Here is a 13,871-nt window from a genome sequence, read left to right as displayed (position 1 = left end):
CTCCTCCCTCCTCTTTCGCGACCGTAGGTAGCACCGAAAACCACGACAAGTCACCTGTGGACAACCGCATGCCCGGCGGCCGAAACCTGGCTATGTTCGCGGCAATCCAACCGAAGGGGTCCCCGTTGCCTGCGACCGATCCGGGATTGCGCCGTGTGTCAATCCATTCCGGCGCCGATGCCGTCGACCTGTCTCTACCGGCCGGGATTCCCGTCGCCATTCTGACGCCATCGATCGTCGACCTCCTAAAGGTCCGCGACGGCGACGACGATCTGACCGCCAGGCGCTATCACCTGTCACCGCCAGGCTCCTCGGCCCTGGATCCATCGAAGACGCTGGCGCAGAACGACATTGCCGATGGCGCCGTTCTGCTACTGAGCCGGTCGTCCGCCCCGCCACCGATCACTCGTCATCACGACGTCGCCGAGGCCATGGCGGAGGCGCTGTCGTCGGCTCCGGAGCCTGGGACAAATGCCCGGCGTCGACTAGCGGCCCGGCGCATCGGTGCGGTCGGCGCGAGCTGCTCGACCGCCATCGGCATGCTCGCGCTCGTGCGAAATGCGCTCAGCGGCAACCCCGACCACGGGCTCCGCACGACGGCGGGCGTGGCGGCAGGCGCCGCCCTGGTCGCACTGCTGTCCGCTGTGGTTGCGCACCGGGCCTCTCGGAACGCGATCGCCGGGCTGGCGCTGAGCGCGATGGCCACCGCGTTTGCGGCCCTCGCCGGTTTTCTGGCGGTGCCTGGCGCCCCCGGCGTCTGCAACGTATTGCTGGCCGCGACAGCGGCCGCCGTCACCTGCGTGTTGGCGATGCGGGCATCGGGCTGTGGCGTGGTCACCCTGACCGCCGTAGCGTGCGTCGCGACGATCGTCGCCGTGGCCGCACTGGTGGGGGTGATCACCGCCACCCCGCCGCACGCCCTCGGCGCGGGCGCGGCGCTGTTGTCACTGGGCCTGCTTGGGGCGGCGGCGCGGGTGTCGATCGTATTGGCGGGGTTGTCGCCCCAGCTGTCGCCGCCAGCGGAAATGGACGGGACCGAAGCAAGCGCGGCCCACCTGGCGGCGCAAGCGCTCCGCGCCGACGCCTGGTTGTCGAGCCTGCTTGGCGGGTTTTCGTCAGCGGCGGCCGTCGGCGCCGTCGTCACCGTTCTGGCCGGCGCACCTCGCCTGTCCTGCATGGCATTCGGCAGCATCACCGGCGCCTTGCTCCTGCTACGGGCGCGTTCCGGTGACGACACAAGAACGCAGACGTTCGCCATCGCTGGAATAGCCGTGGTGGGAACAACTTTCGGTGTCGGCGCCTTGAGCACAACCGGGCACGGGCCGTGGGTCGCCGCCGCGGCGGCAACGCTGAGCGCCGCGGCGCTGTACCTCGGTTTCGCCGCTCCGGCGATGTCGCTTTCGCCGCTTACGCGGCGAAGCTTCGATGCGTTGGAGTGGCTGGGCCTGGTTGTGTTGGTCCCACTGACGTGCTGGATATGTGGACTCTATGGCGCCGTCCGGGGATTGAATCTCAAGTGAGGACCTCGCGCGTCGTCCGCCTCCTGTCGGCGTCGGCGCTGGCATGGGTGGCGCTGCTCGGAGCGCCGCGGGCGCAAGCGGTTTCGCCGCCACAGATCGACGATAGGTGGTTACCGAAGCCCGCGCGGCCCGCGCCCCCGTGGCCGACCGTGCAACGCGAGGTTTGTGCGACGATGACGACCGGATCGGCGCCTAACCGGCTGACTGACCTCCTCGACCTGGCGCGGGTTTGGCAGCTCACCCGTGGCACCGGACAACGGGTCGCGGTCATCGACACCGGCGTCTCGCCGCATCGCCTGCTATCCGGTGTGGTGCCGGGCGGGGATTATGTGTCCGGCGGCGACGGGGCCCAGGATTGTGACGCGCACGGCACCCTGGTCGCCGGAATCATCGCTGCTACAGCGGATTCAGGCATTGCTCCCGAAGCCACCGTGATCAGCATTCGCCAGTCCAGCGGGAAGTTCTCCCCCGCCAACGACCGGTCCCAAGGGGGCGTCGGCGACGTCGACACCATGGCGAAAGCCGTCCGCACCGCCGCCGATCTCGGCGCGTCGGTGATCAACATCTCCTCGGTCGCCTGCGTTCCGGTCGCGTCGGCGCTCGACGATCGCGCGCTGGGCGCCGCGCTGGCCTACGCCGTCGACGTCAAGAATGTCGTCATCGTGGCCGCGGCCGGCAACACCGGCGGAGCCGGGCAGTGCCCTCCCCAGCGCCCGGACTCCACCTGGCAGACGGCCACGGTTGCGGTCAGCCCGGCGTGGTACGACGACTTCGTGCTGACCGTCGGTTCGGTGGATCCCGAAGGCGCGCCGTCGGCCTTCACCCTTGCCGGCCCTTGGGTGGACGTCGCGGCCCCCGGCGAGGCGGTGACACCACTCGGCTCGGAACCGGTGTCCGGCACCAGTTATGCCGCGCCGGTGGTCAGTGGGCTGGCCGCGCTGATCCGGGCGCGGTTTCCGATATTGTCCGCACGGCAAGTGATGCAGCGGATCGAGTCCACTGCGCATCACCCACCCGCCGGTTGGGACCCCCTGGTCGGCAACGGCACCGTCGACGCGCTGTCGGCGGTCAGCACCGATACCGGTCCACCCGGGACCACGTCGACGCCTACGCCCGCGCCGATCGCCGCACCGCCACCGGCCGCACCACAGAACGACCACGCGCGGGACACCGCTTTGCGCGGCGTCGCCGCCTGCCTCGCCGCGCTGGGGGTTGCGCTGGCCGCCGGTGTGGCCAGGCGGCGACTACGGACTTCCCGCCACGAAGTCACGGGCGGTTGACGCCTTCTCTCTGCTCAGCTCCGGTCCGGCCGGAAGGGCCCCCAGAACCGGCCACGGCGCCGGGTTCGCCGCCGCTAGCCCAAGGTCGTGTGCGGCGTCGTCGTCGTGGATCGCGAACCGCACCCCGCTGTCGGTGACCAGGTACCGCGTGCCGCCTCGCACGTAGGCGCTTCGGCCGGGCGGCAGGTACACGGCGTCCAGCGCCGGGCCCGGGCCGTCGGCCTGGGACAACGTCACCGGCGACTGACCGACCGGCAGCGGCAGCCGACTTCCGGCCAGGAAGGTGACGCTGGATTGACCGGGTGGACCGGGCTGCCACGAGACGCACAAAGCGCTGCCGTCCGCGAGGGTGGGCGCCCGGTCGGGGAAGCCGGCCACCGGCAGCGCCTCGACGACCGGAGCCGTGCGAATCGCATCGGGGGCCACCGGGATGGCATTGGTCGTGCCCTGGGAGTCGCTGGAGCGCAGGAGGTCGGCGGCCACCTCTCCGATGCGCTGGACCCCGGCGGCGAGCACCGCGTAGTACTCATCACCCCCGGCCCGTGTGATGCGCACCACACTTCCAACCGCAAATGCGGGCACCGCGGGCGCTCTTCCGCCGGCGCCGCGGATAAGGGGCGTCCTGATCGGTGGCGCCTCGGGGATAGCGTTCAGCAACGCGGAGGACACGCGTCGCGGCGCCCGGCCTTCCAGCCGCAGTGCGCGCACCACTGCGGCGTCCGCGAGGTCCACCAGCGCCCGCTTGCCGTCGTAGAGCAGATAGGTTGGCGAACCCGAGGCGGGTACGACGAGGGCGGCCTGCCCGGTACTCAGCCGCCAGACCATCGCGTCGTCTGTGCGGCCCACGACGACCGTCGTCGCGGCGGCCCCGTCCGCATCGCAGATCGTCCAGGCCGCTTCGTCCGCCGACAGCGGCTCGCCGATCAAGTGCGGTGCGCCCGGAATACCCAGCAGCGGCCCACGTTTGACGCGGGCCAGGTCCGCTTCGGGCACCGGCCGGGGATTCGCCGCCGTCGCCGCGATCAACCGGGCCGACGCCAGGTTCAGGACCGGGTGCCAGGTATCGCCCACCCGCACATAAAGCGCTCCGGATTCCTGTCCCATCACCAATTGGGCGCCGTCGAGCTTCACACGTGGCCGCAGCAAAGCAAGGAGCGCAGCTCCCGCGATGGCGATCGCCGCCAGCGCGCACCCGATCGTCAGCGCCACCGTCTGCGCGCGCGAGCCGGCGCTGAGGGTATGGATGTTTCCGCCCAACAACGCGCACTCGAGGCGACGCAGCAGGAACCGGTATCCGCTGATGTGCAGCCGCGTGGTCGGCTGACGGGGCATTCATTCCCCCAACCTGCGTAGTCGTTGCGCATACGGTAGAGCGGCCGACGTTGGGGCCGCTTAATTGATCCACAGGTCAGCGAACTTTCGAACCGTGCTTAGGGTAGGTAAAGTTACGGCGTGCTTTCTCACCGGATAGGTCGCTGCGTCGGGCTCGGGGCCTCTGCACTGGTCACTGCCTCTGGCCTGGTCTTATCCCCCGCCACGGCGCCAACAGCCTCCGCCTTCGACTGCCCGGACGTCGAGGTCATCTTCGCCCGTGGCACCAACGAGCCGCCCGGTCTGGGCCGGGTGGGCGACGCCTTCGTGGACTCGCTGCGCCAGCAGACCAACCTGAACATCCTGCCCTACGGCGTGAACTACGCCGCCAGCAAGCTGCAGCTGCACGGCGGTGACGGCGCCAACGACACCATCGACCGCGTCAAGAAGAGCGTCGAAACCTGCCCGAACACCAAGATCGTGCTGGGCGGCTACTCCCAGGGCGCATCGGTGATGGACATCGTGGCCGGCGTGCCGATCGGCGGCATCAGCTGGGGTAACTCGCTGCCGGCGCAGTACGCGAAAAACATCGCGGCCGTCGCCACCTTCGGTGACGTGGCGGACCGCGCCGGCGGCACGCTGCCCAGCCAGAGCGCGCTGCTGGGATCCAAGGCGATCGACCTGTGCAACCCCAACGACCCCATCTGCCATGCGGGCCCCGGTAACGAGTGGAGCGGGCACACCGAGGGCTACGTCCCCGTGTACACCACCCAGGCCGCGGCGTTCGTCGCCCAGAAGTTACTGGCCGGCTCGGGTCAGTCGGTGCCCGGGTTCGGGCCGCCGCTCGGCCCCGTTCCGACACAGCCCGGCGGCCAGCCGTCACCGATCTACGGGCAGCAGACCCCGCCCGGGTCCCCGCCCTCGATCCACGGCGGAACCGGTCCCACGCCCGCCCCGTCCGCGCCGACCACGGTGACTCCGCAAGCTCCTCTCGTCTGAATCGTTACCGGCCCGCGACCAACGCGCCCCTAACATCGTGGGGTGCGGCTCATTCCGTTGACGCTGGGCGCCGGGCTGCTCGCCGGCGCCGCGATAGTGGTTGCTCCCCAACTGCTTCCGCAGGCCTTCGCCTCGTGCCCCGGCGTTGAGGTGGTGTTCGCCCGCGGAACCGACGAACCGCCCGGCGTCGGCAAGGTCGGCGGGGCATTCGTGAACTCGCTGCGCCAGCAGACCGGCAAAAGCGTTGGCGCATATGGGGTGAACTACCCGGCCAATAAGGACTTCCTGGCCGCCGCGGACGGCGCCAACGACGCCAGCAACCACATCCAGCAGATGGCCGGCAACTGCCCCAACACCAAGCTGGTGCTCGGCGGTTACTCCCAGGGGGCCGCCGTCGTCGACATCGTCACGGCCGCACCGTTGCCCGGCCTGGGCTTTCGCCAGCCCCTGCCGGCCGCGGCCGCCGATCACGTCGCCGCCGTCGCCCTGTTCGGGAATCCGTCGAGCCGGGCGGGTGGGCTGATGAGCGCCCTGACCCCGGAATTCGCCGGCAAGACAATCGACCTGTGCAACCCGGGCGACCCGATCTGCTCGGGCGGCACCCGGTGGGCATCGCACTTGAACTACGTGCCCGGATTGACCAACCAGGCCGCGCATTTCGTCGCGACCAAGGTTTAGCGGGTACGCAAGTCCCGGGTGACCAGGTTGCGCGCTTCCAGCTGGTCATCGGGCGGATAGTCGACGCTCACCAGCGTCAGCCCGTGCGCCGGCGCCGCCGCAAAGCTGCTGGAACGGCTCGTGGCGGTGAGCAACTCGCGGCACCACGACACCGGGCGCCGGTGCTCGCCCACCGCAAGCAGCGCCCCCACCAACGACCGCACCATCTGCCAGCAGAACGCGTCGGCGGTGACATGCGCGGTGATCAGGTCGCCGTCGCGCGACCACTCCAGGCGTTGCAGGTCGCGGATGGTGGTGGCGTTCTCCCGCTGACGGCAGAACCCCGCAAAGTCGTGCAATCCCAGCAGGTCTCGCGACGCGGCGGCCATCGCGCCCACATCCAGGGGGCGCGGCCAGGCGGTGACGTAGCGGGCCTGCTGCGGCTCCACCCCGTAGGGCGCCGTCGACAACCGGTAGGAGTAATGACGCCGCAGCGCCGAGAACCGGGCGTCGAAACCCGCTGGGGCGCGGACGATGTCGAGCACTCGGACATCGGTGGGCAGGAACCGGCCCAGTCGGCGCACCAGCGGTTCGAATTCCGTCTCCCCGATGCGCGGGGCGCGCGGATAGGCGTTCGGCAGCGCGGACGACGGCACGTCGACGTGGGCCACCTGCCCGGTGGCGTGGACACCGGTGTCGGTGCGCCCGGCCGCCCGCAGCCGCATCGGCGTGCGGAAGACCGTCGTCAGCGCCTCGTCGAGCACTCCGGCAACCGTGCGCTGACCGGACTGGGGTGCCCAGCCCGCGAATTCCGTTCCGTCATAGGCGATGTCGAGCCTGAGACGGACGGCGTCGCTAACTCTCGTCAGCCTCGTCAGCCTCGGCGGCCTTCTCGGCCTCGGCCCGCGCGGCGACGGCCTTGTCGGCCTTCTCCTCGGCCTTGGCCTGAGCGTCGGTGGCCTCGCCGGCTTCGCCGGCCTCGGCTTCCGAGGTCTCGGCCGGCTCGGTCACCTCTTCGGCCGTCGGGCCGACGGCTTCCTCAGGCTCGACCGCTGCCTGAGGTGCCGCCGCCGCCGCGACCGGAGCTTCCTTGGTTTCCGGAGCCTTTTTGGTCGCCTTCACCCGGCGCGCCCGGTCGGCCTCCGACGTCACCGTCTTCTCCAGCACCAGCTGGATCACGGCCATCGGAGCGTTGTCGCCCTTGCGTGGCTCCACCTTGATGATCCGGGTGTAGCCGCCGTTGCGGTCGGCGAAGAACGGCCCGATCTCCTCGAACAGCTTGTGCACGACGTCCTTGTCGCGGATCTTCTTGAGAACCTCTCGACGATTGTGCAGCGTGCCCTTTTTCGCATGCGTGATCAGCTTCTCCGCATACGGCCGCAACGCGCGCGCCTTCGGCTCCGTCGTCTTGATCTGGTTGTGCTCGAACAGCGACGTCGCCAGATTGGCCAGCAAGGCCTTTTGGTGCGAAGATGACCCGCCGAGGCGAGGGCCCTTGGTGGGCTTGGGCATTGCGCTATCTCCTAAGTGGGGCCGGCCCCCGTATCAGGTAGGGCCGGGACGGACTTCTATTACAGCTGTTCGGTTTCCGCGTAGTCCTGGTCGTCGTAGGCGCCCTCGGTGGACCAGGTGCCGGTCGCCACGTCGTAGCCGGCGACCTGCGACGGGTCGAAGCTCGGCGGGCTGTCCTTGAGCGACAGGCCCAGCTGGTGCAGCTTGACCTTCACCTCGTCAATCGACTTCTGACCGAAGTTGCGGATGTCGAGCAGGTCGGACTCGGTGCGGCTCACCAGCTCGCCGACGGTGTGCACACCCTCGCGCTTGAGGCAGTTGTACGACCGCACCGTCAGGTCCAGGTCGTCGATCGGCAGCGCGAACGAGGCGATGTGGTCGGCCTCGGCCGGCGACGGCCCGATCTCGATGCCCTCGGCCTCGACGTTGAGTTCGCGTGCCAGACCGAACAATTCGACCAGGGTCTTACCGGCCGAAGCCAGCGCGTCGCGCGGGGTGATCGAGCTCTTGGTCTCGACGTCCAGGATCAGCTTGTCGAAGTCGGTGCGTTGCTCGACACGGGTGGCGTCGACCTTGTAGGTCACCTTGAGCACCGGCGAGTAGATGGAATCAACCGGTATGCGGCCGATTTCGGCACCGGAGGCCCGGTTCTGCACCGCCGGGACGTAACCGCGGCCGCGCTCGACGACGAGCTCGACCTCGAGCTTGCCCTTGTCGTTCAGCGTCGCGATGTGCATCTCGGGGTTGTGCACCGTGACACCGGCGGGCGGCACGATGTCACCCGCGGTGACCGCACCCGGGCCCTGCTTGCGCAGGTACATGGTGACCGGCTCGTCCTCCTCGGAGGACACGACCAGGCCCTTGAGGTTCAGGATGATCGCGGTGACGTCTTCCTTCACTCCGGCGACGGTGGTGAACTCGTGCAGCACGCCGTCGATGCGAATGCTGGTGACCGCCGCGCCGGGAATCGACGAGAGCAGTGTCCGGCGCAGCGAATTGCCCAGGGTGTAACCGAATCCGGGCTCCAGGGGCTCGATGACGAACTGGGAGCGGCTGTCGGTGAGGACTTCCTCCGACAGTGTGGGTCGCTGAGAGATCAGCATGGTGTTTCTTCTTCTCCTTCTCGGCACCCGCTATTTGATGCCGTTAGGGTTTTCGAGCCGGCCGGCTCGAAAGTCCGTTACTTCGAGTAGAACTCGACGATCAGCTGCTCGGCGAGCGGCACGTCGATCTGCGCCCGCTCGGGCAGCTGGTGGATGAGGATGCGCTGGCGCTCCCCCACCACCTGCAGCCAGCTGGGAATCGGGCGGTCGCCCGCCGTCTCCCGCGCGATCTGGAACGGCACCGTGTTCAGCGAACCGTCCCGCACGTCGATGATGTCGTACTGCGACACCCGGTAGCTGGGCACGTTGACGTGCACGCCGTTGACGCTGAAGTGGCCGTGGCTGACAAGCTGGCGGGCCATCCGGCGGGTGCGGGCCAGCCCGGCCCGGTACACGACGTTGTCCAGCCGGCTTTCCAGTATCTTGAGCAGCTCCTCACCCGTCTTGCCGGGCTGCCGGGTTGCCTCTTCGTAGTAGCGGCGGAACTGCTTCTCCATGACGCCGTAGGTGAAGCGGGCCTTCTGCTTCTCCTGCAGCTGCTGCAGGTATTCGCTTTCCTTGATCCGCGCGCGGCCGTGCTGGCCGGGAGGGTAGGGACGCTTCTCGAAGGCCTGGTCGCCACCGATGAGGTCGGTGCGCAGCCGGCGCGACTTGCGGGTGATGGGTCCGGTGTAACGAGCCATGATTGCTTCCTAGACCCTTCTGCGCTTGGGCGGACGGCAGCCGTTGTGGGGTTGCGGGGTGACGTCGGAGATCGCGCCGACCTCGAGGCCAGCGGCCTGCAGCGAGCGGATCGCCGTCTCCCGGCCCGAGCCCGGGCCCTTGACGAACACGTCGACCTTGCGCACGCCGTGCTCCTGGGCCTTGCGCGCGGCGTTCTCGGCGGCGAGCTGCGCGGCGAACGGGGTCGATTTCCGGGAGCCCTTGAAGCCCACATGACCCGACGACGCCCAGGCGATGACGTTGCCCTGGGGGTCGGTGATGCTCACGATCGTGTTGTTGAACGTGCTCTTGATGTGCGCGGCACCGTGCGGGATGTTCTTCTTTTCCCGCTTGCGGGTCTTCTGCCCCTTCTTGGGGGCAGAGGATGCCTTCTTGGCTGGTGGCATGGGCGATTACCTGGCCTTCTTTTTGCCTGCGATGGTGCGCTTGGGGCCCTTGCGGGTGCGCGCATTGGTCTTGGTCCGCTGGCCGCGCACCGGCAGGCCGCGGCGATGCCGCAGGCCCTGGTAGCAGCCGATCTCGATCTTGCGGCGAATGTCGGCCTGCACCTCGCGGCGCAGGTCACCCTCAACCTTGAGGTTCGCTTCGATGTAGTCACGCAAGTGGGTCAGCTGGTCGTCGGTGAGGTCCCTGGTGCGCAGGTCCTTATCGATCCCCGTAGCTGCCAGGATCTCGTTCGACCGGGTACGGCCGACGCCGAAGATGTAGGTCAGCGCGATCTCCATCCGCTTGTCGCGCGGCAGATCGACGCCTACTAATCGAGCCATAGGTGGCGTTTCCTCTTTTTCTCAGCGGAGGTCTTTTCCCAGCCCGTTCCCGCTTCGCGGGGCCCGGCCTCCGTCCGGGCGTGGATGAACCGGCCCATCTCTGTAGATGCCAGCCGTTCACTGGTGCTGGGAGGTCTGCATTCAGTTGTGGAGCAAGCGCTTGCGTATCAGGTACATGGCGGCGCCGCGTATGCGATCGCCGCTAGCCCTGACGCTGCTTGTGACGCGGATCCGAGCAGATCACCATGACCCGCCCATGCCGACGGATCACCCTGCACTTGTCACAGATTGGCTTGACGCTCGGGTTCACCTTCACGGCTGTTCGATCCTGTTCTTTGTTGTCTGATTCGGGCTTTACTTGTACCGGTACACGATGCGGCCCCGGGACAGGTCGTAGGGAGACAGCTCCACCACCACCCGGTCCTCGGGCAGGATGCGGATGTAGTGCTGCCGCATCTTGCCGCTGATGTGGGCGAGCACCTTGTGACCGTTCTCCAGCTCAATGCGAAACATCGCATTGGGCAGGGGCTCGACCACGCGGCCCTCGACCTCTATGGCACCGTCCTTCTTGGCCATAACTATTTAGCAATCCTCGTCTTTGGTTTCGTATCCTGTGTGCGCCCTTACCGGCGCAGCATTCGCCCGACTAGAAACGTGAGCCGGTTACAGGAAATTCCTCAGACAGGCACGCAAAAAGTCGGCGCGGATGACGCACCGTTGTCCCACAATACCTGGTCGGACGCCCGGACCCAAAATCGCGGACAGCGAAATCCGGCCGGCCGCTAATCCGCCTCCTCGACCTGCCGCCAGCGCCCTGACGAGGGCATACTTATCCCCGATGACGAGCCCCGCGAGCCCAGCAACCCCCTCACTTCAGCCTCGCAAGCCGGTCCTGCTGACCGTCGACGACGATCCCTCCGTCTCCCGCGCGGTCGCCCGCGACCTGCGTCGCCAATACGGGGACCGGCACCGCATCGTGCGGGCCGAGTCGGGCCCCGACGCCCTCGAGACGCTGAAGGAGCTCAAGCTGCGGGGCGAGACGGTCGCGGTGCTGATCGCCGACTACCGGATGCCGCAGATGAGCGGCATCGAATTCCTCGAGCGGGCGATGGACCTCTACCCGGCGGCGCGCCGGGTGCTGCTGACGGCCTACGCCGACACCCACGCCGCCATCGACGCCATCAACGTCGTCGACCTCGATCATTACCTGCTCAAGCCGTGGGATCCCCCGCAGGAGAAGTTCTACCCCGTCATCGACGCGCTGCTGGACGCCTGGCGTGCGGCGCCCGAACGTCCCATCCCGCACACCAAGGTGATCGGGCACCGCTGGTCGGAGCGGTCCTGGCAGGTGCGCGACTTCCTGGCCCGCAACGGACTGCACTACTCGTGGTTCATGGCCGACGAGCCCGACGGCGAGCGACTGCTGAAGGCGGCCGGCGAGGATGGCCTGCGGCTGCCCATCGTGGTCACCGAACGCGGCGACGCCCTCGTCGAGCCCACCGACGCGCAGCTGGCCGACACGCTGGGCCTGACCACTACGCCGTCGCAGGAGTTCTACGACCTGATCGTCATCGGCGGCGGGCCGGCAGGGCTGGCCGCCGCCGTGTACGGCGCCTCCGAGGGGCTGCGCACGGTGCTCATCGAAGGCACCGCGACGGGCGGTCAGGCGGGCCAGAGCTCACGGATCGAGAACTACCTGGGCTTCCCCGACGGGGTGTCGGGCGGCCAGCTGGCCGACCGCGCCCGCAGGCAGGCCGAGAAGTTCGGGGCCGAACTGATCACCGCCCGCACCGCCACGGCGCTGGAGGTCAACGGCCCCAAGCGGACCGTGCGGTTCGCCGACGGTGGCTCGATCGACGCGCACGCCGTCATCCTGGCCACCGGCGTCGCCTACCGCCAGCTGCCGGCGGAAGGCTGCGGCGAGCTGACCGGTCGCGGCGTCTACTACGGCGCGGCCGTGTCCATCGCGTCGGAATGCGCGGGCGAGGAGGTCTACGTCGTCGGCGGGGCCAATTCCGCCGGCCAGGCCGCGATGTATCTGTCCCGCGAGGCCAAGTCGGTGACCATCGTGGTGCGCGCGCCGTCGCTGGACGCCTCGATGTCCTACTACCTCATTCAGCAGATCCAGCAGCGACCCAACATCACCGTGCGCACCTGCACCGAGGTGCGCCGCGCCGTCGGGGACGACCATCTGGAGCGGCTGACCCTGGTCGACAACCGGACCGGGGACACCGAGGACGTCACCTGCGCCCGGATGTTCATCTTCATCGGCGCCGCGCCGCGCACCGAATGGCTGGACGGGGTGCTCGCCCGCGACGACCACGGCTTCGTCCTCACCGGGCCGGACCTGCGCAACGTCTGCGGCTGGACGCTGGACCGCCCGCCCCACCACCTCGAGACGAGCGTGCCGGGCGTGTTCGCCACCGGCGACGTGCGGGCCGAGTCCGCCAAGCGCGTCGCGGCCGCCGTCGGCGAGGGATCGATGGCCGTGATGCTCGTGCACCGCTACCTGGCGGAATCGTGACCGCCAAGACGCCGTGCGAGCCCGACGAGCTGCGCAGCCTGTTCCTGTTCGAGGCGCTCACCGACGAGCAGCTGGCGGTGTTGTGCGCCAACGGGCACATCGAGAACTACGAACCGGGCCCAATCTGCGTCGAGGGCGAGCCGGCGACCTGCTTCTACGTCCTCATCGAAGGGGAGCTGATGATGTCCAAGCTCTCCGGCGGCCAGGACATCGAAACCAACCGCACTTCGCAACGCGGCGTGTACTGCGGGGCCTGGCGGGCATTCACCGGCGGGAAGCAGAAGAGCTACGACGCCTCGGTGCACGTGACCAAACCGTCGCGGTTCTTTGTGATGGATGCGCCGGTGTTCGCCCGGTTCATGAAGGACCAGTTCCCGATGGCCGTCCACCTGCTCGACGGCATCGCCGTCGGCACCGACCGGACCCGCCGGATCATCGACAACCGGGAGAAGCTGCTGGCGCTGGGCCGGTTGTCGGCCGGGCTGACGCATCAACTGAACAACCCGGCGGCGGCGATCGCCCGCGCGGCGGCCGACTTGCGGCAGCGGGTCGCCGGCATGCGCCAGAAACTCGAGATGCTCGCCGACGGCACCGTCACCCCCGAGGCGCTGCGGGCGCTGGTGCGGCTCCAGGAAGAGGTGGCCGCCCAGGTCGCCAAGTCCGCCTCGGCGAACATGAGCGCGATCGAGACGGCCGATCTGGAGGACGCGGTCGGCGAATGGCTCGAGGATCACGGCGTCGAGGGCGGTTGGGAGATCGCAGCGACGTTGGTCGAGGGCGGCATCGACACCGATTGGCTGGAACGCATAGCCGCGGCGACCGAGGAGCTCGGCGCGTCGACGTCGCTGGAGAAGGCGATCCGCTGGCTGACCTACACCGTGGAGGGCGAGCTGCTGCTCAACCAGATCTTGGAGGCGAGCAAGCGGATCTCGGCGCTGGTCGCCGACGCCAAACAGTATTCGCAGATGGATCGGGCCCCGTTCCAGGTGGCCGACGTCCACGAACTGCTGCACAGCACGCTCACGATGTTCGCCGACCGGTTGGGCAAAGACGCCGGCGTCCAGGTGGTCAAGGAATTGGACCGCTCGCTTCCCCAGATCCCTTGCTACCCGGGTGATCTCAATCAAGTGTGGACCAACATCATCGACAACGCGATCGCCGCGATGCGCGACACGGGCGGCACGCTGACCATCCGCACCTGTCGGGACGGCGAGAACATGGCCCGCGTCGAGATCTGCGACACCGGGCCCGGGGTGCCCGAGGAGGTGCGCGAGCACATCTTCGAGCCGTTCTTCACCACCAAACCGTTCGGCGAGGGCACCGGTCTGGGGCTGGATCTGGCGTTCAACATCGTCGTCAAAAAACATCGCGGGGACCTGCGCGTGGAATCGGCGCCCGGCGACACCCGGTTCATCGTGCTGCTGCCGCTCGAGACGCCGCCGGCCGTGGATTTAGACCTTTCGGAATAGCCGCAC

The 13,871-nt window shown here is 68.5% G+C and carries 15 protein-coding genes; 6 read left to right on the top strand and 9 right to left on the bottom strand.

From position 1 onward, the window contains the following. The first annotated feature begins 92 nt into the window (after window positions 1-92). The gene (gene eccD, locus A5678_RS23465) at window positions 93-1,520 is read left to right on the top strand and encodes a type VII secretion integral membrane protein EccD (RefSeq protein ID WP_068047756.1); all 1,428 of its coding nucleotides are present in this window, start codon (window positions 93-95) and stop codon (window positions 1,518-1,520) included. Next, window positions 1,517-2,800 carry a type VII secretion-associated serine protease mycosin gene (mycP, locus tag A5678_RS23460; RefSeq protein ID WP_068047598.1) on the top strand — a complete coding sequence of 428 codons (1,284 nt, stop codon included), beginning with the start codon at window positions 1,517-1,519 and terminating at the stop codon, window positions 2,798-2,800. The genes eccD and mycP overlap by 4 nt, the downstream gene beginning before the upstream one ends. Here the strand turns inward: mycP and eccB are convergent. Next, on the bottom strand, window positions 2,765-4,132 hold the full coding sequence (gene eccB / locus A5678_RS23455) for a type VII secretion protein EccB (RefSeq protein WP_068047595.1): 1,368 nt from the start codon (window positions 4,130-4,132) through the stop codon (window positions 2,765-2,767). The two genes, mycP and eccB, sit on opposite strands and share 36 nt — an antisense overlap. 120 nt (window positions 4,133-4,252) lie before the next feature. On the opposite strand from eccB, the gene A5678_RS23450 reads away from it, so the two are divergent. Further along, window positions 4,253-5,110, top strand: a complete 858-nt coding sequence (locus tag A5678_RS23450) for a cutinase family protein (protein WP_068047592.1) — start codon at window positions 4,253-4,255, stop codon at window positions 5,108-5,110. Between the two features lie 57 nt (window positions 5,111-5,167). Continuing rightward, window positions 5,168-5,788: a cutinase family protein gene (locus tag A5678_RS23445; protein ID WP_068047751.1), complete on the top strand. Its 621-nt coding sequence runs from the start codon at window positions 5,168-5,170 to the stop codon at window positions 5,786-5,788. On the opposite strand, the gene truA is transcribed toward A5678_RS23445, so the two are convergent. The 8 genes from truA to infA form a co-directional block, all read right to left on the bottom strand. Beyond that, on the bottom strand, window positions 5,785-6,645 hold the full coding sequence (truA, locus tag A5678_RS23440) for a tRNA pseudouridine(38-40) synthase TruA (protein WP_082945706.1): 861 nt from the start codon (window positions 6,643-6,645) through the stop codon (window positions 5,785-5,787). The two genes, A5678_RS23445 and truA, sit on opposite strands and share 4 nt — an antisense overlap. Continuing rightward, window positions 6,623-7,279, bottom strand: coding sequence for a 50S ribosomal protein L17 (rplQ, locus tag A5678_RS23435; RefSeq protein ID WP_068047589.1), 657 nt, complete (start codon window positions 7,277-7,279; stop codon window positions 6,623-6,625). The genes truA and rplQ overlap by 23 nt, the downstream gene beginning before the upstream one ends. Window positions 7,280-7,338: 59 nt before the next feature. Continuing rightward, on the bottom strand, window positions 7,339-8,382 hold the full coding sequence (locus A5678_RS23430) for a DNA-directed RNA polymerase subunit alpha (protein ID WP_067950710.1): 1,044 nt from the start codon (window positions 8,380-8,382) through the stop codon (window positions 7,339-7,341). A gap of 77 nt (window positions 8,383-8,459) precedes the next feature. Next, window positions 8,460-9,065 carry a 30S ribosomal protein S4 gene (rpsD, locus tag A5678_RS23425; RefSeq protein WP_067950708.1) on the bottom strand — a complete coding sequence of 202 codons (606 nt, stop codon included), beginning with the start codon at window positions 9,063-9,065 and terminating at the stop codon, window positions 8,460-8,462. A gap of 9 nt (window positions 9,066-9,074) precedes the next feature. Beyond that, window positions 9,075-9,491: a 30S ribosomal protein S11 gene (gene rpsK, locus A5678_RS23420; RefSeq protein ID WP_066945725.1), complete on the bottom strand. Its 417-nt coding sequence runs from the start codon at window positions 9,489-9,491 to the stop codon at window positions 9,075-9,077. 6 nt (window positions 9,492-9,497) lie between these two features. Further along, complete coding sequence (gene rpsM / locus A5678_RS23415; RefSeq protein WP_007167900.1) at window positions 9,498-9,872, bottom strand: 30S ribosomal protein S13; 375 nt, start codon at window positions 9,870-9,872, stop codon at window positions 9,498-9,500. 202 nt (window positions 9,873-10,074) lie between these two features. Next, window positions 10,075-10,188, bottom strand: coding sequence for a 50S ribosomal protein L36 (rpmJ, locus tag A5678_RS26790; protein WP_003879483.1), 114 nt, complete (start codon window positions 10,186-10,188; stop codon window positions 10,075-10,077). Between the two features lie 38 nt (window positions 10,189-10,226). Continuing rightward, entirely contained in the window at window positions 10,227-10,448 is a 222-nt protein-coding gene (gene infA, locus A5678_RS23410; RefSeq protein WP_003418601.1) for a translation initiation factor IF-1, read from the bottom strand. Window positions 10,449-10,710: 262 nt separating this feature from the next. On the opposite strand from infA, the gene A5678_RS23405 reads away from it, so the two are divergent. After that, entirely contained in the window at window positions 10,711-12,396 is a 1,686-nt protein-coding gene (locus tag A5678_RS23405; RefSeq protein WP_068047587.1) for an FAD-dependent oxidoreductase, read from the top strand. Further along, entirely contained in the window at window positions 12,393-13,865 is a 1,473-nt protein-coding gene (locus A5678_RS23400; RefSeq protein WP_082945705.1) for an ATP-binding protein, read from the top strand. Before A5678_RS23405 ends, A5678_RS23400 begins: the two co-directional genes overlap by 4 nt. Window positions 13,866-13,871 lie beyond the last annotated feature (6 nt).

The sequence above is a fragment of the Mycobacterium sp. E2733 genome (genome assembly GCF_001667585.1).
Taxonomy (GTDB): Bacteria; Actinomycetota; Actinomycetes; order Mycobacteriales; family Mycobacteriaceae; genus Mycobacterium.
This window is presented reverse-complemented; position numbering and strand designations above follow the sequence as displayed.